The sequence below is a fragment of the Williamsoniiplasma luminosum genome, assembly GCF_002803985.1.
Lineage (GTDB): Bacteria > Bacillota_I > Bacilli_A > Mycoplasmatales > Mycoplasmataceae > Williamsoniiplasma > Williamsoniiplasma luminosum.
Map to the genome: position 1 here is coordinate 12933 of NZ_CP024963.1, position 22663 is coordinate 35595.

21 protein-coding genes and 7 tRNA genes are annotated in these 22663 nt (G+C 30.6%); 3 read left to right on the top strand and 25 right to left on the bottom strand.

Going from position 1 to position 22663, the window contains the following annotated elements; genetic code table 4:
* Position 1 precedes the first annotated feature (1 nt).
* The gene (locus ELUMI_RS00050; protein WP_035018943.1) at positions 2-997 is read right to left on the bottom strand and encodes a lipoate--protein ligase; all 996 of its coding nucleotides are present in this window, start codon (positions 995-997) and stop codon (positions 2-4) included.
* 3 nt (positions 998-1000) lie between these two features.
* Entirely contained in the window at positions 1001-2377 is a 1377-nt protein-coding gene (locus ELUMI_RS00055) for an FAD-dependent oxidoreductase (RefSeq protein ID WP_025734504.1), read from the bottom strand.
* A gap of 185 nt (positions 2378-2562) precedes the next feature.
* Here ELUMI_RS00055 and ELUMI_RS00060 point away from each other — a divergent pair, with 185 nt between their 5' ends.
* Entirely contained in the window at positions 2563-4005 is a 1443-nt protein-coding gene (locus ELUMI_RS00060) for an APC family permease (RefSeq protein WP_025734505.1), read from the top strand.
* Positions 4006-4037: 32 nt separating this feature from the next.
* On the opposite strand, the gene ELUMI_RS00065 is transcribed toward ELUMI_RS00060, so the two are convergent.
* The 16 genes from ELUMI_RS00065 to ELUMI_RS00140 form a co-directional block, all read right to left on the bottom strand.
* Entirely contained in the window at positions 4038-4973 is a 936-nt protein-coding gene (locus ELUMI_RS00065; protein WP_025734506.1) for an alpha/beta hydrolase, read from the bottom strand.
* A 242-nt stretch (positions 4974-5215) separates the two neighbouring features.
* On the bottom strand, positions 5216-6151 hold the full coding sequence (locus ELUMI_RS00070) for an alpha/beta hydrolase (protein WP_025734507.1): 936 nt from the start codon (positions 6149-6151) through the stop codon (positions 5216-5218).
* Between the two features lie 75 nt (positions 6152-6226).
* Positions 6227-6847: an orotate phosphoribosyltransferase gene (gene pyrE, locus ELUMI_RS00075; protein WP_035018947.1), complete on the bottom strand. Its 621-nt coding sequence runs from the start codon at positions 6845-6847 to the stop codon at positions 6227-6229.
* On the bottom strand, positions 6840-7538 hold the full coding sequence (gene pyrF / locus ELUMI_RS00080; protein WP_025734508.1) for an orotidine-5'-phosphate decarboxylase: 699 nt from the start codon (positions 7536-7538) through the stop codon (positions 6840-6842). The genes pyrE and pyrF overlap by 8 nt, the downstream gene beginning before the upstream one ends.
* A complete protein-coding gene (locus ELUMI_RS00085) occupies positions 7511-8458 on the bottom strand; it encodes a dihydroorotate dehydrogenase (RefSeq protein WP_025734509.1) in 948 nt (315 codons plus the stop codon). Before ELUMI_RS00085 ends, pyrF begins: the two co-directional genes overlap by 28 nt.
* Position 8459: 1 nt before the next feature.
* The gene (locus ELUMI_RS00090; protein WP_025734510.1) at positions 8460-9740 is read right to left on the bottom strand and encodes a dihydroorotase; all 1281 of its coding nucleotides are present in this window, start codon (positions 9738-9740) and stop codon (positions 8460-8462) included.
* The gene (locus ELUMI_RS00095; RefSeq protein WP_025734511.1) at positions 9740-10687 is read right to left on the bottom strand and encodes an aspartate carbamoyltransferase catalytic subunit; all 948 of its coding nucleotides are present in this window, start codon (positions 10685-10687) and stop codon (positions 9740-9742) included. Before ELUMI_RS00095 ends, ELUMI_RS00090 begins: the two co-directional genes overlap by 1 nt.
* Positions 10688-10702: 15 nt before the next feature.
* A complete protein-coding gene (pyrR, locus tag ELUMI_RS00100) occupies positions 10703-11218 on the bottom strand; it encodes a bifunctional pyr operon transcriptional regulator/uracil phosphoribosyltransferase PyrR (RefSeq protein ID WP_025734512.1) in 516 nt (171 codons plus the stop codon).
* A gap of 256 nt (positions 11219-11474) precedes the next feature.
* Positions 11475-12446: an AEC family transporter gene (locus ELUMI_RS00105; RefSeq protein ID WP_198514016.1), complete on the bottom strand. Its 972-nt coding sequence runs from the start codon at positions 12444-12446 to the stop codon at positions 11475-11477.
* Positions 12447-12724: 278 nt separating this feature from the next.
* Complete coding sequence (locus ELUMI_RS00110) at positions 12725-13570, bottom strand: Cof-type HAD-IIB family hydrolase (RefSeq protein ID WP_025734514.1); 846 nt, start codon at positions 13568-13570, stop codon at positions 12725-12727.
* Positions 13571-13591: 21 nt separating this feature from the next.
* The gene (locus tag ELUMI_RS00115; protein ID WP_025734515.1) at positions 13592-14383 is read right to left on the bottom strand and encodes a pyrroline-5-carboxylate reductase family protein; all 792 of its coding nucleotides are present in this window, start codon (positions 14381-14383) and stop codon (positions 13592-13594) included.
* A gap of 41 nt (positions 14384-14424) precedes the next feature.
* Positions 14425-14736, bottom strand: a complete 312-nt coding sequence (gene trxA / locus ELUMI_RS00120) for a thioredoxin (RefSeq protein WP_025734516.1) — start codon at positions 14734-14736, stop codon at positions 14425-14427.
* Between the two features lie 2 nt (positions 14737-14738).
* On the bottom strand, positions 14739-15581 hold the full coding sequence (locus ELUMI_RS00125; RefSeq protein ID WP_035018951.1) for a Cof-type HAD-IIB family hydrolase: 843 nt from the start codon (positions 15579-15581) through the stop codon (positions 14739-14741).
* Between the two features lie 131 nt (positions 15582-15712).
* A tRNA-Leu gene (locus ELUMI_RS00130) sits at positions 15713-15796 on the bottom strand.
* A gap of 4 nt (positions 15797-15800) precedes the next feature.
* Positions 15801-15876: transfer RNA gene (locus ELUMI_RS00135), tRNA-Lys, on the bottom strand.
* A 348-nt stretch (positions 15877-16224) separates the two neighbouring features.
* Positions 16225-17244 carry a fructose-bisphosphatase class II gene (locus ELUMI_RS00140; protein ID WP_025734518.1) on the bottom strand — a complete coding sequence of 340 codons (1020 nt, stop codon included), beginning with the start codon at positions 17242-17244 and terminating at the stop codon, positions 16225-16227.
* Positions 17245-17435: 191 nt separating this feature from the next.
* On the opposite strand from ELUMI_RS00140, the gene ELUMI_RS00145 reads away from it, so the two are divergent.
* The gene (locus ELUMI_RS00145; protein WP_100618519.1) at positions 17436-18626 is read left to right on the top strand and encodes a DUF1700 domain-containing protein; all 1191 of its coding nucleotides are present in this window, start codon (positions 17436-17438) and stop codon (positions 18624-18626) included.
* A gap of 142 nt (positions 18627-18768) precedes the next feature.
* On the opposite strand, the gene ELUMI_RS00150 is transcribed toward ELUMI_RS00145, so the two are convergent.
* The 7 genes from ELUMI_RS00150 to ELUMI_RS00180 all read right to left on the bottom strand — a co-directional run bounded on the left by ELUMI_RS00150 (position 18769) and on the right by ELUMI_RS00180 (position 21795).
* A tRNA-Thr gene (locus tag ELUMI_RS00150) sits at positions 18769-18844 on the bottom strand.
* Between the two features lie 13 nt (positions 18845-18857).
* Positions 18858-18933: transfer RNA gene (locus ELUMI_RS00155), tRNA-Val, on the bottom strand.
* Between the two features lie 5 nt (positions 18934-18938).
* Positions 18939-19014 (bottom strand) — tRNA-Glu (locus tag ELUMI_RS00160).
* A gap of 7 nt (positions 19015-19021) precedes the next feature.
* Positions 19022-19097, bottom strand: a tRNA-Asn gene (locus tag ELUMI_RS00165).
* 83 nt (positions 19098-19180) lie between these two features.
* A tRNA-Thr gene (locus ELUMI_RS00170) sits at positions 19181-19254 on the bottom strand.
* A gap of 19 nt (positions 19255-19273) precedes the next feature.
* Positions 19274-20125 (bottom strand): tetrahydrofolate dehydrogenase/cyclohydrolase catalytic domain-containing protein, encoded by an 852-nt coding sequence (locus tag ELUMI_RS00175; protein ID WP_025734520.1) that lies wholly within the window; start codon positions 20123-20125, stop codon positions 19274-19276.
* 8 nt (positions 20126-20133) lie between these two features.
* Positions 20134-21795: a potassium transporter TrkG gene (locus ELUMI_RS00180; protein ID WP_035018953.1), complete on the bottom strand. Its 1662-nt coding sequence runs from the start codon at positions 21793-21795 to the stop codon at positions 20134-20136.
* 88 nt (positions 21796-21883) lie between these two features.
* Here ELUMI_RS00180 and ELUMI_RS00185 point away from each other — a divergent pair, with 88 nt between their 5' ends.
* The gene (locus tag ELUMI_RS00185; RefSeq protein ID WP_025734522.1) at positions 21884-22654 is read left to right on the top strand and encodes a potassium channel family protein; all 771 of its coding nucleotides are present in this window, start codon (positions 21884-21886) and stop codon (positions 22652-22654) included.
* Positions 22655-22663 lie beyond the last annotated feature (9 nt).

Consider the following 22663-nt stretch of genomic DNA (forward strand, 5'->3'; position numbering starts at 1 on the left):
TTTATTTTAAAATTAAATTCACTAAGTTTTCGATGTCGATATCCGCACCAAAAATTTCGTTAATGTTTTTAATTTTTGTTAGTTCATTTTTGATAGTTTCCCTATCATATTTTTTTTCAATCAATTTTTCAGTGATTCCTTGGGTACCTAACGTACCTAAGAAATCACCAAAAATATGCATTGATTTAATTATTCCTTTATCGACATTCATTCCGATTTCAATCAATCCAATTTGGGGAATATATTCAGTTTTCACTGAACTAAATGTTTCATTTTTCCCGAAGTTTCATTCTCATGTTTTGAATTTATTAGTTTCTAATTCTTCAATCGCCTTCAAATCTTCTGCATCCAAAATAAATTCTTCAACATTTGCTTGACTATATTGTTTGGCAATCATTTTAATAAAATTTTCAATCCCAAGATTATCTTTTAATAATGGCTTGATGTTGGTCACTCTTGCTGGTGCAGAAGCAATTTTTTTAGATTCCATTTTGACTTGATTAACATTCAAATATTTACCAAGTTTTGGTAAATCAACATCAAACAGTAATGTTCCATGCGAAAGAATTTTAGTACTATTTTTAACTTGAGCATTACCAGATATTTTGGCCCCATCAATTTCTAAATCGTTGCGACCTTTAAAATTAGCATTTAATCCAAGACTACGAAGGAGGTCTAAAATAGGTTGAAGGGATTTTTCAAAAACCTCAGTTGAACTTTCGTTTTGATTGCTAATTAAAAGTGAAAAACACAGATTACCTAAATCTTGATAAACAGTTCCACCACCAGTATTTCTTCTGACGATGTTCACAGCATCTTTTTGCGCATTAATTAAATTAATTTCGGCAAATGTGTTTTGGTTTTTACCAACAACAATGGTGTTTTGGTTTTGTCACAAAAACACAATTGGAGGTTGGTATTTTTCAGAATTAAACAAATATTCCTCTGTTGCTAAATTAAAATACGGACTATTTGTCTTAGCGAATAAAATTTTCATTATTTATTTTTTTGAACCATTCTTTTTAAAGTAGTTCAAACCTAATACTTCTAACCCTGCAAGAGTGATGAAGTTGTATGGTTTGTTGAAGTGAGGCAAGAAGAAAATATCAATTAATGGTAATTCATCAATTGTTAATCCTTTTTGAATTCCTAAGGCAAACATATACATTGTTTCTGTATGGTTTGCTTCAGAACCAACTTGTGCTCCAACAATTTTTCTTGTTTTTTTATCTCAAACCACTTTTAATGTAACTGGTTGAGTTGATGACATAAATTCTGGTAAATCGTTATCTGTAAATAAGATTTCTTCAGTATCAACACCCATTCTTTTAGCCGAAGCAGATGTAAATCCTAAACTAGCCATTTTGAATCCAAAAACATCAATTCCGTTTGCTCCAGTAAATCCTGGAGTTTTCATTGTGTTATTTGTCACAGCATTAACTGCTGCTAAAATTCCAGTTCTCACTGCAGTTGTTGCCAACTGCACAGGCATTTGTTGGTCTAAGGCAATATTGTGCACTTCAGCACAATCTCCAATTGCATAAATATCTGGATTTGTTGTTTGCATAAACTCGTTTGTTTTAATTGCCCCAATTGGAGAAAGATCAACAACACCATCTAAAATTTTGGTTTGTGGTCTTACCCCAACCGAAAAGATTACGTAATCAGTTTTGATTTCGCCTTTATCAGTGATTACACTTGCCACTTTTCCATTTGGTCCAGCTTTAAATTCAACAACTTTTTCACCAAGAGCCATTTTAACTCCAGATTTTTTCATTTTGTCTTCAACAACTGAAGTAAATTCAGGGTCGTAGTAATTTGGCATAATTCTTTCAGCCACATCAATTAAGGTAACATTTTTACCTTTTGTCACAAACGCGTCAACTAATTCAACACCGATGTATCCAGCCCCAACAACAGCTACGCTCTTGATATCTGGATTACTATTTGCTTGATGAATGATTTTTGCATGGTCATAATTTTTACAAATTTGTACACCATCTAAATCAATCCCTGGAATTGGTGGAATAATTGGTCATGAACCAACACCAATAATTAACTTGTCGTAATTATCATCAAATTCTTTTCCAGTATTTAAATCTTTAATTCGCACAGTTTTTTTCTTAGCGTCAATTCCCACTCATTCATGTTTCATTTTGACATGAATTCCTTCTTCTTCTAAAGTTTGTGGATTCGCATAAAATAATCCATTTGGATCTTTCACTTCTCCACTAACTCACAGCGCAATTCCACATCCCAAGAATGAAATTACATCATTCTTGTCATATGTGGTCACTTCTGCATTTGGATTTAATCTTTTAATAGTTCTAACTGCCGTTGTCCCTGCATGATTTGTCCCAATAACAATAATTTTCATTTCAACCTCTATATAACATTTTCATTAACTTTTTAAAAAATAATACCCAAAAATCCAATTAACTTGGCTTTTTTGGAAATTATTCTTTATTACATTTTATTCCTAAGAACGTCCTTTTTCAAGATTTATTGTGAATTCTTGAGTATACTATAAAATGTTCGAAAGAACAGAAAGGTTTTTAACGTATGGAAACAGAAAAATTAAAACGCAAATACGGCTTTTGAAGCATCTTCATGATGGCGATTTCTGCCACGATTGGATCGTCAATTTTAATCACTTTTAGTTCGGTTGGAAGTCAAGTGGCTGACAACCCAATTTTGATGATTCTTGCTTGAGTTATTGGAGGATTATTAGTTCTTCCAGAAATGATTTTATTTGCCGAAACTGCAACATCATATCCTGGCAATGGAACCAGTTATTATTGAATTCGTAAAGCAAAATGAAATGCTATTTCATTTTGATTTGGATGAGTTCTAGTCCTTTTTATCTCAGCAACTGCAATTGCAACTTCAATCATTGCCCTTGGTGGAGTGGTTGTTGAACTAACCGGGATTGAAGGTAGTGCCGAGGCAAAAGCTTGATATGGAAAATTAATCGGAATTGGGATTTTATTCTTGCTTGTTGCTTTCCAAATTTTTGTCCCAAAAGGGTCAGGGAGAGGACAAATTGTTTTTACATTATTAAAAATGTTACCGATTGGTTTTGTTTTAATTTTAGCAATGATCAAAGGGAATTTATCAAATTCATTTAATTCAGAAACATTGGACAAAAATTTGGGCGAAATTTATATGTCAAGTTTTATGTTACTTCCAGCAATTGCATTAACATCATTTGCCTATTCAGGAATGGAGGCCATCACTTATGTGAGTGGAGAGGTCATCAATCCGAAAAAAAATATTCCTCGCGCTTTGATTTGATCAACAATTGCAATCATTTTAATTTATACATTTTTAATCATTGGACTATTGGCATTGGCCAATCCAAAAGATTGGACCAATGCTCAGGGGTCAGGGAACGTTTGAACCAACGCGATCATGCATGGTGGTTTACCAAAATGAGTGTCAAACACTTTTAACATTTTAACTGGTTTCATTTTTATTGGTTCACTGAATGCTTATTTGGTTTATCATTCAAGATTAATTTTTAAAATGAGTGAAGAAAAAGATTTATTTAAAATTTTTCAATTAACTTATAAAAAAACTAATATGCCATGATTTGCAATTGTTTTGATGGTCTTAATTTCACTAATTTATGTTTTATTTTCAACATTATTAGATGTCATGACTTACTTAACTTTAGCGTTAGCTGTTTTGAAATTTATTACCCAAATAAATATTATTTACTTGCGCTTAAAAGATCCTAATTATGTAAAAATGTACAACAATTATATTTTTTGATTTTTAGCATTGGTTTCTTCAGCAATTGCAATATTGATGTTTGTCGGAACTATCATGGTGATGTTCGCGACCGCAGGAGCAACTACTCTATGATGGAATTTAGGAGTGATTGGAATCATGTTTATTGGTTTACCAATCGGGATTATTAAAGTCAAAATTCAAAAGAAATTGGAAAATAAAAGACTAGAAAACAACCAAGAACAACAAGAAAAAATTGAAGTTCAAAAATAAAAAACTTGCCGTTAAGCACTAGTTTAAAGTGTTTACTCGGCAAGTTTTTTATTGATAAATTTTTTTGTTTTTTCTTTATATTCTTGATTGAGATCGGCAATCACATTGAAATGGTCTGGACCAGTTGGTGTTCATAGAACATCATTTGAATTACCATGTTTTTCAAACATTACTTGACTCATCCAACAAGGCACAAAAGTATCGGTTTTAGAATGAATAAACATTGTTGGAATATCGTAATTAATTTTTTTTAATAAATCATATTGTCTTGGATCTAAACCTGTTATTTTTTTAAATCCATGAGGAATAAACATATTTAAAAAGATTCAATTAATCTTAAACATTCCTTCCATTGAGGAATTAAATTGATTATTTAAATTTGAAAATCCACTATCAGCGATAATCCATTTTACATCACTTGCATAAGCTCCGGTTTCGCCATATAGAATAGCAGCTGATGCCCCCATACTATTTCCGATTAATCCTATTTCTTTAGGTTTATAATCTGTTTTAAGATGCATAATAATTTCATCAACTAATGGAATGGTTGAATAACCAAAATCGGTTTTTTCTCCATAACTTTTTCCATGAGCAAAAGCATCAAAAGTAATCACATTATAACCCATGTTGTAAATGTGCATTACCAATCTCAAAGCTAGAAATTTATTTTCAGTTCAACCATGTAGCCCAATAACTCATTTGTCAGAATTTTCATGCATTAATTTTAAAGCACTGATATTACCTTTATCAGATTGAATATCAAAGTTTTCAATTAAATCAATCGGGATTTCTAATTGCATATTTTTCTTTTTTAAGTCATCTAAAAATTCTTGAATATTATTATCTCTATTATATTGAAAACAAGAATTTAGAGATTTGTTTTTGAATTTAATTCCTATAAAAATTGAAACCGGAAATGTCATCACCAGCATTAAAATCCTTCATCAATTATATTTATATTTTTTCATATATTTTGTTTTTGTTCATATACCCTTTCTTCGTTTTGGTTTAAAAAACCAAAACATTTTGAACATCATGTCTATACTATATACTTATTATTTGCAGTAACAACTAGATGGTGAAATATTCAAAAAAATATTTAAGAACAAAAAAATAAATTAGTTTGGTGCTCTTTGAACATTAACAACTAAAACAAAAAATTGAGATTTGATTAATAAAAAACTTGCCGTTAAGCACTAGTTTAAAGTGTTTACTTGGCAAGTTTTTTATTGATAAATTTTTTTGTTTTTTCTTTGTATTCATGATTGAGATCAGCAATCACTTTAACATGATCTGGACCAGTTGGTGTTCACAAAATATCATTTGGATTGTTGCGTTTTTCAAACATTTTTTGACTCATCAAATATGGTACGAAACTATCGGTTGTAGAATGAATAAACATGGTTGGAATATCGTAATAAATTTTTTCTAATAAATCGAATTGCCTTGGGTCTAAGCCTGTTATTTTTTTAAACCCACAAGGAATAAACATATTTAAAAAGATTCAATTAATCTTATACATCTGTTCCATTTTTCAATTAAATTGATCATTTAAATTAGAGAAACCACAATCAGCGATAACTCATTTTATATCACTTGTATAAGCTCCGATTTCTCCATATAAAATAGCGGTTGAAGCACCCATACTATTTCCGATTAATCCTATTTCTTTAGGTTGATAGTTCTTTTTCAAATACTTGATCACTTGATCAAGTAAAGGAATGGCTGAATAACCGACATCGGTTTTTTCACCATAACTTTGGCCATGAGCAAAACTATCAAAAGTGATCACGTTATAACCCATGTTGTAAATGTGCATTACCAACCTCAAAGCGAGAAATTTATTTTCAGTTCAACCATGTAACCCAATAACTCATTTATCAGAATTTTCATGCATTAATTTCAAAGTACTAATATTGCCTTTATCTGTTTTGATATCAAATGTTTCTATTAGATCAATCGGAATTTCTAATTGCATATTTTTCTTTTTTAAGTCTTCTAAAAATTCTTGAATATCACTTTCACGATTATATTCAAAACAAAATTGTAGGAATTTAGTTTTGAATATAATCCCGATCAAAATTGAAAATGGAAATGTGATTACTAATAAGAGAATTCTTCATCAATTATATTTATATTTTTTCATCTAGCCTTTCTGGTTCAGTTCAATTTGAACCATTACATTTTTAACATTACATTTTTACTATAAACTTAATTCATTTTAATTATCAAGAATTGATAAAAATTTTTTTAATTCATCAATTTCTAATGTTGTAAAAAGATGATAACTTTCAAAATAATCAATCAAATCCTTAATGCTGATTAAGGCTTTTAAAGTTGTATTATGTTTTTGAAAATTAACCAGTGATTTTTGCAACTCATAAGTTGCAATTGCTTGTACTCCCAACACTTCTAGACCAATTGTTTTTAAAACTGAAACAGCATTCAAGCAACTAGATCCGGTCGAAATTAAATCTTCAATCACTAAAACTTTTTGTCCAGAATTGAAACTACCCTCAATCTGTCTTCCTGCTCCATATTCTTTTGTTGAACTACGAACATAAACCATTGGTAATTGCATTTTTTGGGCAATCATGGCCGCTCAACTAATTCCCGAACTAGCAACTCCAGCAATTAAATTTGTTTGAGGATAATTTTTTTGAATACTTTCAATAAACGCATCAATGATCATTTCTCTTGTTTCAACATCACCAGTTAGCAAACGCATATCACAATAAATTGGACTTTTTATTCCACTTGTTCAAGTAAAATATTTATCAAAATTTAATTGAATTGCTTCAGCCTGAATTAAGGCTTTTATAATATCTTTTTTGTTACTCATTTTCTTCTCACACTTTCTTAATTTCTAAATATGTTTCATATGGTTTAGAACTTTTAGTAATTTCTCTCCCAACAACAATGAAATCAGATTTTGCTTGTTTGGCCTCTTGAATTGTGGCCACTCTTTTTTGATCGCTATGTTTTAGATGATTTCTAATTCCTGGGGTCAAACACAAAAAATCTGATCCAAACTTTTGTTTAATTTGCTCAACTTCACCAACCGAACAAACTACTCCATCTAATTGAGCTGATTTTGCAATTTGTGCAAAATCAAGCACTTGTTGTTCGACTGTTTTGTTCACTTTTCATTGTTCAGATAAAACTTCATTATTAATTGAAGTTAAAATTGTGACTGCAAAAATTTTAGTTGATGCTTGGTGTTCATCAATGATTTGTCTTAAATTTTTTAACATATCAACCCCACCAGCAGCATGAACCGTGATAATGTCAGGATTTAATTCAATCAGATTTGTGAATGCATTTTCAACTGTGTTCGGAATATCGTGTAATTTTAAATCAATAAATATTTGATGACCTTGATTTTTTAATTGGGTAATTATATTTGAACCAAATTTCACAAATAATTCTAAACCAACTTTTAGAAAAAGTTTTTCATTTTTAAATTGATTCAAAAAATGATCTAAATCTTTTTGATTTGAAAAATCTAAAGCGATGATTGGTTTTGATTTCATAATCTAGTCCTCCTAATTTCTTTGACTAATGAGTCGATTGATTCAATGCCTAATTCTTGTAATTTATTTGGTAATTCGCTTAAAATCTTTGTAATCACAATTGGGTCTTTCATGATTGCTGACCCGATTCCAACCACACTAGCTCCAGCGATTAACATTTCAATCACATCATCAGTTGTTGAAATTCCACCCATTCCAATAATCGGAATATCAACAGCATTTGAGATATCATAAACTAATTTTAAAGCCAGTGGTTTGATTGCGCTCCCAGATAATCCTCCTGTTTTATTTTCAAATATCGGAGTTTTAGTTTTGAGATCAAAACGCATTCCTGGTAATGTGTTTATAACTACAAGAGCATCAATACCAGCTTTTTTACAACTTATAGACACTGCTACAATTGTGTAAATATTAGGACTTAATTTTACAAAAAGTTTTTTATTTGTTAAGTTTCTTAACTTTGATAACAAGTCATAAACTTGAGTTGGATCACTATCAAAAAGAATATGTTTATTATTTACATTTGGACAACTTAAATTAATCTCAATTGCCGATATTCTATCTTCTTTATCCAGTGCTTTAATTAATTCTATAAATTCCAACTCTGTGTTACCAGCAATACTGACAATTAATGGCACATCAACTGTTTTAAGAAATTCTAATTTTTCTGAAATAAATTTTTTAAGACCGACATTTTTTAACCCAATTGAATTCAAATAACCACCAGGATAATCTAATAATTTGTGACCTTTATTTCCAATTTTTGGTTCCAAAGTAATTGTTTTTGTTGTGATCGCACCCAATGCTTGAATATCAAAAAATGTATCTAATGCTTCGCCATAAACTGCTGGGCCAGCAGGGATTAAAATTGGATTTTTTAATTCTAAATCACTGATGTAAGTTTTTAATTTTGCTCTCATTTTATATGTCTTCTTTCTGAAAAATTTTTTTACCTTTGATTATCACTAATTGATTTTCTGCAAAGACTTCTTGATTGAGAAAAGGTGTGTTGGTTTGTTTTGATTTGAGATTATGTTTATTAATTTCATATTTCTTGTTTAAATCTCAAACTACCAAATTTGCAATTTCTCCAACCTTAATTTGGTTTGCGTTTAATCTAAATATTTTATTGGGATTGGTGTGCATTTTATCAATTAATTGTTGTAGAGAGAGCAGATTTGTTTTGACCAAATGTGTGTACATTAAACTAAATGAAAAATCTAATCCGATCATCCCAAATGCTGCTTGATTGATCGGAATTTTTTTCTCCTCACTCGTGTGAGGAGCATGATCGGTGGCAATACAATCAATGGTACCATCTTGCAAACCAATGATTAATGATTGACGATCAACCTCAGTTCTGATTGGCGGATTGATTTTATATATTCCACTATCATTTTGAATCATTTCTGATGTTAATAATAAGTGATTAGGAGTAACTTCACATGTTATATTTAATCCTTCTGCTTTAGCTTTTCGAATTAAATCAACTGATTCTTTTGTTGAAATATGACCCGCATGATAACGTGCATTTGTCACTTTTAATAATTCAATATCTCTTGCTAATTGAAGATATTCTGATGACTTATCAAAGCTCGCAATATTATGTTTTTTAGTAAAATTGGTTTGATCCATCATCCCATGTTTTTTGATTTGATTTGATTCCAAATGTGTACTTATTAAGAGATCATGTTTTTTGATTTCAATCAAAATTTTTTCCATGGTTCTTTTGCTTTGAATTCCAAAACCATCATTTGAAAATCATTTTGCACCAACCATTTTCAGTTGATAAAAATCAACTATTTCATTTGTCTTCAAATCTTTTGTAACAGCTCCCATTTGATAAATATCAATCACTGAAAATGTTGAAAGTTGCTTTTGAATTCTTTGATAAGTTTCTGGATTATCTGGAATAGGATCAATATTTGCCATTGCACAAACCGTTGTAATTCCACCATGAATGGCCGCTTGATTGAATGATGATAAATCTTCTTTATATTCAAAACCAGGAGTTCTTGTATGGGTATGAACATCAATTAAACCTGGAGTTAAAAAGAGATTTTTTCCATCAAACATTTCTGCATTTTTAGCATCATTAATTTGTTTTTCAATTCTTGTGATGTTTTGATTTTCAATCAAAACATCTTTGATCACTATTTTTTTATCTTGAATTAAACTAATGTTTTTTAATAAGATGTTCATTAAAATTTATCCCTTAAAATCGTTCTTAAAATTGCCATTCTCATAAAAACCCCATTTGCCATTTGCGCAACCAATCTTGATTTTGGTGCTTCGATTGTTTCAGTTCCCATTTCCACATCACGATTAACAGGGCAAGGGTGCATCACAATTGCGTTATGTTTTAGTTTGGCATATCTTGTATTTGATAAACCATATTTTTCCAAGAAACTATTTTGCTTAAATTCTTGTTCAGTGTGTCGTTCTAATTGAACTCGTAAAAACATCACGACATCAAGTTGATCAATCATTGTATCAATATCAATGAATTTACCAAAGTGACCAAATTCTTGTTCAACATATCATTCACGTGGCCCCGCAAAGTAAATTTCAGCACCAAGTCTTTTTAAAATTTTCATATTTGAACGAGCGACACGTGAATGTTTTAAATCACCCACAATTGCGATTTTTAATCCTTTGAATTTTTCAAACTCTTCATAAATAGTCATTAAATCTAACAGTGATTGAGTTGGATGTTCCCCAGACCCATCACCTCCATTTATAATCGAACATTTAATGGTTTGTGATTCTATTAATGGTTTATAGTATTCAATGTCTGGATGCCTAATCACTAACGCATCCACCCCAATTGCATTCATGGTTAAGACAGTATCATATAAACTTTCACCTTTTTGGACAGCACTTGTTGCAACATTTAAATCAATGGTTTCGATTCCTAATTTCTTTTCAGCAATTTCAAAACTTTTATGAGTTCTGGTTGAAGTTTCAAAAAATAAATTACCAACCACTGTATGTTCATTTGTTTTATCTAATTTATTTTTTGCATCTTTATCATTATTACTTGCTTTGAATTTTTTAGCTAAATTAATTAATTCCATAATCTCTTGATCAGTTAATTGTTCGATTGTTAATAAGTGTTTTAATTGTGTTTTCATATTTCCCTTTCACATATAAAAAAGAGCAGACTACTCATTAGTGATTTGCACAATATCTTCATTATCAATTTCTGATAATTTAACATCGACTCTTTCACTAAATGATGTTGGAATGTTCTTTCCAACAAAATCTGCTCTAATTGGTAATTCTCTATGCCCGCGGTCAATCAAGACAGCTAAAGCAATTTTTTTTGGACGGTAGTTTGTTAAAATGCAATCCAATGCTGCACGAATTGTGCGGCCAGTAAATAAAACGTCATCAACAATAACAACGTTGAAATCATTTAAATTTCGATCAATAACAAAATCCTTGGTTCTAATTTCAATGTCATCACGAAATCCAGAAATATCTAATTCAATCACGTCAATTTTAACGTTTTCAATTTCTTGAATTTTTTGACTGATACGTTGAGCTAAATAAACTCCATTAGTTCTAATACCTGCCAAAATTAAATTTTGCGTTCCCTTTGAACTTTCAATAATTTCATGGCAAATACGACTAATTGAGCGTTGAATTGCTTGGTAATCTAATAATATTTTTTGCATTTTACTCCTTACCTACAAAATAATTCCTATAAAAAATGCCTACTCAAGAACTTGAGTAGGCAAAAACAAAATGTTTGATAAATATCTTACATTCCTTTTTCGCCTCTCTGGACTCAATTAAAGGATTACTTCTAAATATCATTGTATAGATATTTCTAGATTTGTAAATAATAGATGTGATTTTTTGAATTTTATATTCAGATTCATTCCTTATTGACAAATAAGTAAATAGAAATGTCCTAAATCTTTCATCACATTAAGTGAATAAACCTGTTGAGATACCAATCAAACCAGCGACAAAAATTCAAAGTGGTAATGTTATAAAGGAGGTCAATATGGTTAAAGATGTGGTTTCTGAAACTAATGCTTGTTCTCGATGAAAAGCAATGGCGTAACTCACAATGGTTGTGGCTGTCGGACTTGCAACAATTGCAATCATTAACATTAACACCAGTGTTGAAAGACGAAAACCATGACTTAAATCTCCAATTCAAGCAAAAAATAGAATGATTAAAAGGGCAATTAAAGGCATTAAGATGTTTCTTAAAAAGACTGTATATCAAACAATTTTATTTTTCAAAGCTTTTACCAGTTGCCCTTTGGCAACAACTGTCCCAATTGCTAATCATGCTAGTGGACTTGCCATCAAACTTAAGATTTCTAAAATTTTATTAACCCCTGGGATATAAACATCAATTCTACTAATTGAAACTAAATCACTTTTTGAATTAGGGATTAAATTAATTCCCGGAATTAATTGACTAATTCAAAGTAAAAAACCAATAAAAGTAGCAATTAAAACTGGGTTTAAAACCACTGGTTTTAAATTTTTTCAATTTAATTGATATTTGTATGTTTCTCGATTTAAATCACTTGTTAAGTGTTCTTTATTTAAAAGCGGTTTTTGAAAATAATAAATTGCCCCAGTTGATAACAAAATTCAAAAAGCCACTAAAAACATACTCGACATCGTTAAGATTTCGGCTTTTTGTTCACTGAATGAAGCTAGTAAAATGGGAAAACCAAAATAAGCAGCAGATGGAAAAGCCACAACCATTCCTAAAGAAACTTTTAAAGATGGTCTTGTTTTGTAAAAAAAGAATTGAGATCCAAACGTAACTAAAGTAAAGAAAATACCTCCAATTAACATAACAATAAATGCTTCAGTTAATGTTGATGTGTTAATATCAACCAAAAAACTTTTTAATGCTAATGCCGGTAATGCCACATACAAGACAATTTTCACCAAAACTTTTTCTCAATCTTTAATAATAATTTGTTTTTTCTGCAAGAAAAAACCTATTCCAATCACCACAATTACAGCAATTAAAATGGATCAGAAATTAAAATTTCCAAAAGTGTTATTTATTAGTTCGTTTATGCTCATTATGTTTTTAATTATATAAGAACAAAACAAGAACAACCCAAAAAAATAATAAAAATGAAAAATAAATAACAAAAAAATCTCTTATCAAAAGAGATTTTTTTTGTAAAATTAGAATTAATTTATTTACTATCTTTTTGCTTTTTTTGTGTTTTTAAAACTTTATTAATTTCTTGAGACACACCACCATTTAAAACTGTATCAGTCACTTTATCAGCATGTTTTTGAACATCTTTTTTAGCATTTCCCATGGCAACACCAGTCCCCACTCACTTAAGTGCATCAATATCGTTTTCACCATCGCCAAAAAACATAATTTCTTCTGGTTTTATATTGAATTGTTTAGCAACAAATTCAATGCCTTTTGCTTTATTAATTCCTCTTGGAGCAATTTCAATATTTTGTTTAGCATTAGTTACACGTGAAAAAGAGAAAGTCGGAAATCCTAAAGCTTCAACTTCTTTTCTAAAAGCAATCATTTTTTTTGTTTTACCAAAAACAATCATTTTAGAGATTTCACCCAAAGCACAAGTTTGTTGATTATATGTATAACTTTTTCTTTTAGAATGAATTCTAAAAGAAACAAAAATTGGGTTACGACGATTAGTCACAAAAGCAATATCAGGATTTGCACAATATGAATAAATATGAACTTTGTATTTTTTGGCAAGGGCAAAAATTGTATCATTATCTTCTTTTGTAAAATTAAAATCATAAATGATTTCAAAAGTACCATTCTCATTAAATTTATAAATTTGACCACCATTATGTCCGATAATTGGCACTTCTAGATCTTTTAACTCTAGTTGTTTAGCAATTGGTCAAATGTTTTTAGCACTTCTACCAGTTGCTAGTGTGAAAAAAATTCCATGAGCTTGAGCATCTAAAATAGCTTGTTTATCAAGCTCATGAATTTTTTTATTTCTAAATATTGTTCCGTCAATATCTGTAACTATCATTTTAATCATTTTTGTTCTCTTACTTTCTTACTACTTAGAAAAAGTCTTTTTATCCTTTTCTAAGGCTTTTTTTGTTGCTTTTTTAATTATCTCATCGAATTGATGTTCGTTTAAAACTTTTATCGATTCAATCGTCACACCACCTGGAACAGCGACTTGGTTCATTAATTCTAAAGGGGAATATTTACTTTGCATTAAGTTAGTTAAACTTCCAATTCCGGCTTGGGTTGCGACTTTTTTGGCAAGTTCTGTATTCATTCCATGTTCAACACCAATTTCTTGCATCACATTAATCATTTTGAAAAATCAAGCAGGACTAACACCACCAAGAATTGTAAAAATTTCAAATTGTTCTTCTGGAATTTCATAAATTTCTCCAAAATTTTGAACCAGAGAATTGATTTCATCTTTTTCTAATTGGGAGAAATTATTTGTATAACAAATGCCTGTTGCACTCATTTGAATTTCAGCATTTAGGTTAGGCATAATGCGGACGATTTTTTGATTTGGATGATCAAACATTGCAAGCATTTTTGGAATTGATAAACCCGAAATTAAACTTAAAATGATTTTATCTTGAGCAAGATTTTTAATTTGATCAATAATTGAACTAACAATATTCGTTCTCACAGATAAGATGATTAAATCTGTTGTTTGGACAAACTCTGAGAGATTTGAAGTAACTTGGATATCCAATTCTTTTGATAAATTAACACTTTTTTGGTCATCATAGTGATAACCTAAAATTTGCACATGATCATTTTGCATTCCTTTGACCAATGAAGACCCCATATGTCCTAACCCAATAATTCCAACTTTCATAAATTCCTCCTTAAAAAAAGTAAAGCCGAAGCTTTACTTATTTATTTTACCATTTCTTGCAATTTATTTAGTGGCATAAATCCAGTGTGTTGTGATTTTACTTTTTGATTTTCATAAACCATAATTGCTGGAATTGACATGATCTTATATTCTAATGCTAGATCTTGATTTTTATCAACATCAACTTGAACCACTGCAACATTTTTTTCTTGTTCTGCTAATTGTTCAATAATTGGATTTAGCATCTTACATGGCCCACATCATTCAGCCTTGAAATCTACTAAAACTTTTGCGTTATTGGCGATAACTTCATCAAATTGAGTCTTTGATGTTATTTGAATAATTTTTGACATATTTAGTCCTCCTTTAGGATATTGTCTTGGATGTAATGAGCAACACCATTTTCTTGGTTATTAAATTGAGTTGTGTCATGAGCAATTTGCTTTAATTCTGGAACTGCGTTTTCCATTGCAACAGCCACATCAACGGCTGTAAACATTGAAAAGTCATTATAACTATCACCAAAACCATATGTTTTGGTGATTTTTGGATCAACATTTAAATATTCATTAACTTTTTTAACAACATAACCTTTGTTAACTTTTAATGGGCATATTTCAATCACTCGATTGGTATAAATATTCATATCAACTCGATCACCAAATTCTGTTTTAAACTCTTGAATAAATTTTTTAGATTGTTCATCAGTTGTATTACGATTCAAAACAAATGTAAAATGAGTGATTGGTTCTTTAATTTCTTCAACATCATGAGCGACAATATAATCACTACCTTGAATTTGAGCTCAATATAATGAATTTTTTCCTTCATTAAAAACATAAGTTTCTCCATTAGAATAAAAATGAATTTTAGTTTCGAATTTATTAAAATGTTTTTTAAAAACGCTCTCAATAATATCTCTTGGAACGTATTGATTGAGAATTCATTTATGATTTTTTAAATCATAAATTTGTGACCCATTATTTCCAGCAATGATTCCACCATATTGATCAATTCCAAGCCTTCGAGCTTGTTCAAAAACATCCTTAGTTTGTCTTGCTGTTGCTATTACAAGCATTATCCCTTTGTCATACATTTCCTTAATAACTTCTTTTGTGAATTTAGAAAAATAATGATTATCAGCTAATAATGTGCCGTCTAAATCTGAATACACAAGCGCTTTTTTGTCATACACCATTTATTTTTACTCCTTTATAACCATTATTATTATAACAATTATCCGCCCTAAAAATGTGCTTAAAAAACATTAACGTTGGATTGCGTGAATTAAACAATAAAAAAACCAACAAAGTTGGTTAATTTGTAAATTGGTGCGGGATAAGGGAGTCGAACCCTTACGTCAAAGACGCTAGATCCTAAGTCTAGTGCGTCTGCCAGTTCCGCCAATCCCGCAAAATGGTGACTCGTCGGAGATTCGAACTCCGGACCCACTGGTTAAAAGCCAGTTGCTCTACCTGCTGAGCTAACGAGTCGTATCACAAGCCTTTTAAATAATAACATAATCCACTATTTTAGAAAAGCAAAAAACCTTGTGAATTTAAAAATCCCCTCTAAATAAATTTAAAAAGTTACTTGTTTTGAACAATATTTTCCTGTTTTCCACAAAAAATAGTCATATTTCATTTTTAGTCTTGCAAAAGAATAATATTCAAAATCCTTTATGATATATTAAATATGTGAGCTATTTTCATTTTTGCTCACGTGGACTCATAAAATTTCATAGTGTTCTTTCTTCTTGTAAGTTAACAAAATTGATTAAAAAACTCCTTTTAGGAGTTTTTTTACTAAATTTTTGGTGATTTTAACTTTAAAAAATCATTCTATTTTCTTTTATATTTATCAAATAAATATTTAATTTCTGGTTTTAAGGCATTAATTTGGTCAATATCATAAACTGATTTGATATTTCTAATCACCCCGTGACTACTCATAAAAGCCGATACATAATATTTTCCATTTAAATAATCAATCGCTTTTAGGGTTCCTCCAGCTGTGATTCCGGCTGCAAAAAATCTTGTTCTTGGATCCTTGATCAAATCATTATCATCTAAATATTTTTCAAATGATAAATTGATTTTTTGCAGTGCTTGATTTTCATATTCAACTCGTTGTTTGGTTTCTTTTTCATGTGGTCAAACTTGATCATAACCAACTAATTTAGCCATCATTTTGCAACCTGATGAGATTGCAAGACTGGCCATCAATCCACCTTCAGGAGCTCCCCCAATCCCATAAACAAAATCAGCTTCACCATTCACAACATCAATTGCAGCAAGCACATCACCATCCTTGATCAATCGAACAATCACACCCATTTTATCCAGTTTTTTGATAATTTCATTGTGTCGTGGTTTATCTAAAATAATTGCTTTGATATCTTTTTTCTTGGCTTTTTTTTGCATTTTTTGAACACAAGCAATAATTCCATGTTGTAAATCTGCACAATCCTTGAGTTGATTAGAAACAAACAGTTTCTCCATATACATTTCTGGTAATTTTAACATCGTGTTCAACCGACTGATAGCAATTGTCGCAATTGATCCAGCAAAATTAGAAGCTGCTGGATTTGTTCCTTCAACAGGATCAACACAAACATCAAACATTGGTACCTTTGTGGATTTATCACCCAAAATTTGCCCAGAATACAGCATCGGTGCGTTATCTAATTCACCTTCACCATTCACAACTTTGATGCTAAAACCTTCAGCTGAATTCAAAACCTTCTCCATCGCTTCAACAGCTGCACCATCTAATATATTTTTGTTTTTTTTACCAATGTATTTATATGAAGCAATCGCGGCAACTTCAACTGTTCTTAATAAAATAATATCTTTGTTCATTTGTAACTCATTCTTATTTAAATTAAATCACTTTTCAAAAGCATTACAAAACAATTTCGATTTAATTCGGATTTTATTCTGAAAAATGAACGATTATCAAAGAATTAAATCCAAGTGAAATTGTTTTGAAAATTTTAAAAAAAATATGTTAGTATGATTAGCGAGAATATTTCAAAAGAGAAAACGAAAGAATGAAAACACAAATCCCAAGAAAATTAAAAACCTGACTTAAGGACTTAAGTCAAGCCATCTTTTTACTGAAAAAAGATAAAAAACCAATCATCAAAATGTACACTGAACATTTTGAAAAAAACCTTGCAGAAGGTAAAACTTATATCGAAATTTTAAATGATTTAGAACCAATTAATGTTATTGCTGAAAAAATTTATAAAAAACACAACATCATTTATACAGAAACGGTGAGTAAAAATGCCAAAATTATTGGTTGAACAGGATTGGTTTTCCAACCTTTGATCATTTTGACCACCATTGCTTTATTTTTAACAGCCGCCTTGTTACCAGCAATCACAATTTGACAAAGTGTGGTTTTATACCAAAGTTATGATTTTTGAGAAGCAACATCAATTGCTTGTTTAATTATTGGAGCAACACCTTTTTTGATGGTTTTGTTATTCTTGATGACTGAAATTTTGTTTAATTTTAGCAATCAATTGTTCATCAATATTAATTGAATGCAAACAAGAAAAGCAATTAAAGCAATGAGCTGAAAATTATGATTAGGATTATTTTTAATCGCTTCATTATTGCTTGCTTCAATCGCTGGACTGGGCACTATTTTTAGTGGTAATGCTAGTTTAATTTATTACGCAACTAACCCGACCCTTAAAAATGAACAAATAATTACCAAAAATCTTAAAGGAGATGCTGTTGATGCAATCGATATTTCCAAAGTAACGATAGACGATATGATTCAAAGAGCGCTTATTTTTGGTCAAGAACAAGCACAAGCTGAAGCTGAAAAAATGAGAGAACAAACTGACGGAATCTTAAGAAATGGTCAAGAACAAATTGTAAGACAATTTCTACCAACCGACACACCAGCAATGAACGGAGAACAAATTCTTCAAAAAAATCGTGCAACATTAGAAGCACGAATCATCATTGAAGATTACAAAGTTGAAAATGCCCTTGATGGAATGTTGTATCAAACCCAATTCAAACAAATACCAGCAATTGATCGCAGTAAAGCCGGAACTTTAATTAGACAACATAACTTTAAATGGGATTTACAAAATCAATATAAATTCGCTTTAAAAGAACAAGAAAATGGCAAATATACACTGATCATTAAAGTGACACCAAATAATTGAACCCAAAAAACAGTCGCATTTGGGGGAGAACTTTTTATCTTATACATTTAAAAGCAAAAAAACTAAATTCTTAAGTGATCAAAAATCACAAGAATTTAGTTTTTTATTTTAAACAGAATTCAATAACCTTTTACTTTATAAAAATACAAAGTAAAAACCACTCATTAATGAGTGGTTGAATTTACTTTTTAAATGGTGCTGACTATAGGAGTCGAACCTACGACCTACTGATTACAAGTCAGTTGCTCTACCAACTGAGCTAAGTCAGCATAAATAAAAAAATGGTGGAGTATGACGGGCTCGAACCGCCGACAACCTGCTTGTAAGGCAGGGGCTCTCCCAACTGAGCTAATACTCCAATAATGGTAGCCTGTACGGGGCTCGAACCCGTGTATCCACGGATGAAAACCGTGTGTGTTAACCGCTTCACCAACAGGCCAATAAAATGGCGGCTTTTACAGGACTTGAACCTGTGACAAACCGGTTAACAGCCGGTTGCTCTACCAACTGAGCTAAAAAGCCATTTTAATTGTGTATCTTTTTAAGACCTTAAAATAATAACATAAGTTTTTATTATTGTAAATCCTTTATTTTGGTTTTTTTCTTGGTGCTAAAAACAAGAATTGAACTTGCATCTACTAATTACGAGTCAGTCACTCTACCGTTGAGCTATTTTAGCAAAAAAATATCATATATCTTTATTTTATATGTTTTAAATAAAGTTTATATGTATTTTCCAATAATGTCACAATTGTCATGGGTCCCACCCCACCAGGCACGGGAGTGATTAATTTCGCTTTTTTGGCAACATTGACAAAATCAACATCACCAACTAATTTATTGGTTTTTTTATCTCTGATAATTCCAACATCAACAACCACAGCACCTTTTTTAACCATTTCAGCTTTGATAATAAATTTTTGACCAGTTGCTGAAATGATCAAATCCGCTTTGAGTGTATGATCACTAATTTTTTGGGTGTTAATATTGCACATTGTCACTGTCGCCCCCAAATTTGAAAGCATGACTGACAATGGTTTACCAACAATATTTGAAGTACCAATGACGGTGATATTTTTGCCTTTAATTTCGACATCATAGGCATTTAATAAGGTGATAATTCCAAGGGGGGTTGAAGGAAAAATTGTCTCATGTCCTTGCAACATTTTACCTTGATTTTGATAATGAAAGCCATCTACATCTTTTGATGGATCAATTGCTTGTAAATAGTCTTCTTCGTTAAATTTTTTAGGAATTGGTAATTGTAAAAGGACCCCATCAACATGATCATCATGATTAATTTTTTGGATTTGATCATAAATAGTTTTAGTACTTACTTCAGCATCAAAGCGTAATAATTCAGCTTCGATTCCAACATCATTGGCTGCTACTAATTTATGTTTAACATAAATTAAACTAGGTTCATCATCACCAATCAAAACCACAACCAGTTTTGGAGCTCTTTGATTTTTTTTAACATTTTGAGCAATTTTGGTTTTCAAAATTGCTCTGCGTTCTTGGGCGATTTTTTTGCCATCTAAAATTTGCATCATATTACTTAACCAATTACGACATCTTCATCAAGATATCCGTACCCTTTCTTTTGAGAAGGTTTAACAAAAACCAATAAGGTGTTTGAAATCCCTAATTGTCCTAAAAACATCACAACAATCACAACAATTTTTGAAAACGAACCTAACCCGTACAGCATCTGATTCGTATCAAACGGGTTCATTCCGACGGTTCCAAAGGCGGATGATACCAGTGTCAGAATTTCAATAATCGTTGCATTTCCAACACTTCCCGGACCATAAGAACCATATTCTCTTAACGTGTCTCACGAATCAATAAAAATCATGATCACAGCTAATGAAACAATCACAATTGATAAAAACAAAACAGCAAATGCTCTTTTAACAGTTGCTTCTGGAATTGTTTTTTTAAAGGCTGTGGTTTTGTTATTGTTTCGAACAACAGCTCAAGTTGCTAATAATAAAATTGCAAATGTTGTTGTTCGAATTCCTCCAGCAGTTGATGATGGGGCCGAACCAATAAACATTAAGACTGATAAAATGGTTTTTGAACCAGCATTAAAATCATTGATCGGAATTGTTGAAAAACCGGCATTACGTGATGCGGTGGTGTTGAAAATAATATTCATCATTGATTCTCATCAAGGTCTAAAAACAGTTGGATCAACTTCTCCATTTGTCAGCCCATCAATTGTTGGATGGAAAATCAATGATGTTTCTTGGTTGGCAAATTCACTTGCAAAAACCATTAATGGTCCCATAACAAAAAGGATTGAATAGATACAAAAATTTAACTTTGTAAACAAACTAAATGGAACAGTTTGACCTTGTTTTCTGGCTTTGATTTTTCTTCTAATATCATGGAATGTTGGGTAACCCAATCCCCCAATTACTCACTCTGATAAGAAAACAATTTGAATTAAATATGAATGATGACCAGCAACGTTGTATGGTTGTAATGAACCATTTGAGACAATGTCAAAACCAGCATTATTCACAGCAGATGTTGAATGATAAATTGCAAATCATAATGATGTTGAAAAATTATGATGCGGATTAATGGTTTGAATTCCAGGGATATCCATTGCTGGTGGTTCAAAAAAGAAACCAAAAAATAGCACAAAGGCTCCCATTAATTGCACGATGGTTAATCAAATAAAACCATCACGAATCAATTCAATTGTTGAAGATGTGGTTGATGAACCACGTTCTGTTTTAGCAATGATTGTGTCATTTAAAGAAATTTTACGATGAATTGCTAAAAACAGAACAATTTTAAAAGTCAAAATTCCAATTCCCCCAGCTTCAATCAAAATCAAAGTTATTAATTGACCTCAAAATGAATAATCTGCTGAAACATTCAAAATGTTAATTCCAGTATCAGAAAATGCGGAAGAAGCTGTGAACACTCCAAGTAAAAAATTTCAATTATAGGCAGCTCCCGTTTCAGAAAGCACACCAGGAATAGTTAATAGAAAACCACCAAGCAAGACAACCAAAAAATAAATTAAAAAAATACGTCCAGAAATTTTAGATAATGGTCATGCTTTTTTTAATTTTCTAAATAATAATTCATTTCTTCTTCTTTTATCATCATGCAAAATTTCTTTTTCTGCTTCATTGATTTTGTAAAGTTTATGATTTATTTTTTTGGTTATTTTTTTACGTGGAGATTTAGGTGGTTTCAAAAGTTATCCCCTTTCTTAAAATAGATATAACTAATTATATAATATTTTGAGATTTGGTATAATTGATTTAGAAATAAAAGAGGTTTATATGATCAAGAAAAAAAATTTTGCCATCATTGGTGCTTCTAACTTTGGAATTTCTGTTCTTTCAACTTTAATTGATAAAAAACAAACAGTGACAATGTTGGACAGTGATGCGGAAAAATTAGAAAAAGCGATATCTGGTTTTGATACAGTTGATACGATTGTTTTGGATTCAACGAATAAAATTAACCTAGCAAAACAAGGGATTGCTCAATATGATGGAGTGATTGTCGCTATGGGTTCAAATATTGAATCATCATTGATGACTGTCTTAAATTTAGTTGATTTAAAAGTTAAAAAAATATTTGTTAAAGCTCGAGATGACAAACACAAACGTGTGCTGCAAGCACTAGGTTTAAATGAAAATCAAATTATTACTCCAGATACAATTGCTGGAAAAATTGTTGCGACTCGTGCAACTTTTGATATTGATGCAGACATTGAAGTTCAATCAATTGATGATGAATATATTTCAACAAGTTTATTTGTCAAATCTGAAGATGTGGTTGGAAAAACCTTGCAAGAAGCAGGAGTTTCAGCTTCAAAAGATTTTATTATTATTCAAATTAAACGTAAAGGAAAAATTTTGATTCCTGATGATTATACAATTTTAAAATTTGATGATATTGTTGTTATTCTTGCCAAACCAGTTGTGATTAACGAATTGGCTTTAAAAATTCAAGGCGAAATGCAAGAACCAACTGTTACATTAAAAGCTGGTTCAATTCTTGATGGGCATCCAACAATCACTTTAGAAGATACAAGAAAAAAATAATCCATTGGA